Source organism: Pseudomonas sp. BJa3 (assembly GCF_026343815.1).
GTDB classification, from domain to species: domain Bacteria; phylum Pseudomonadota; class Gammaproteobacteria; order Pseudomonadales; family Pseudomonadaceae; genus Aquipseudomonas; species Aquipseudomonas soli.
In genome coordinates this window covers 1-288 of record NZ_JAOXMC010000098.1, presented here as the reverse complement: position 1 = coordinate 288, position 288 = coordinate 1, and the positions used below count along the sequence as shown (strand labels likewise).

Annotated in this window: 1 pseudogene; it reads right to left on the bottom strand. The window is 62.8% G+C overall.

From position 1 onward, the window contains the following. Positions 1 to 23: 23 nt before the first annotated feature. A pseudogene (locus OH705_RS27025) lies at positions 24 to 288 on the bottom strand (4-hydroxybenzoate 3-monooxygenase); the annotation flags it as partial.

The following is a 288-nucleotide window of genomic DNA, read 5'->3' as shown; positions in this document are numbered from 1 at the left end:
CCCAAGCGCCGCTGACGCGGCAGTTATTCCAGAGCTTCGAACGGCAGACCCACATAGTTCTCGGCGATATTCGCCAGCCCCGCCGCCGACCCCAGGTCGTACTCGCGATCGGCCGCCTGCATCTTGCGGTCCCAGTCATCCTGGTGTTCGCCGAAGTAATGCAGCAGCTGGGTCATGAACCAACTGAAGCGCTCAGCCTTCCATACCCGCCGCAACGCCAAGGGCGAATACTTCGCCAGCAGTTCCGTGCGCCCCTCGCTGTAGACCTGGACCAGGATCCGGTACAGG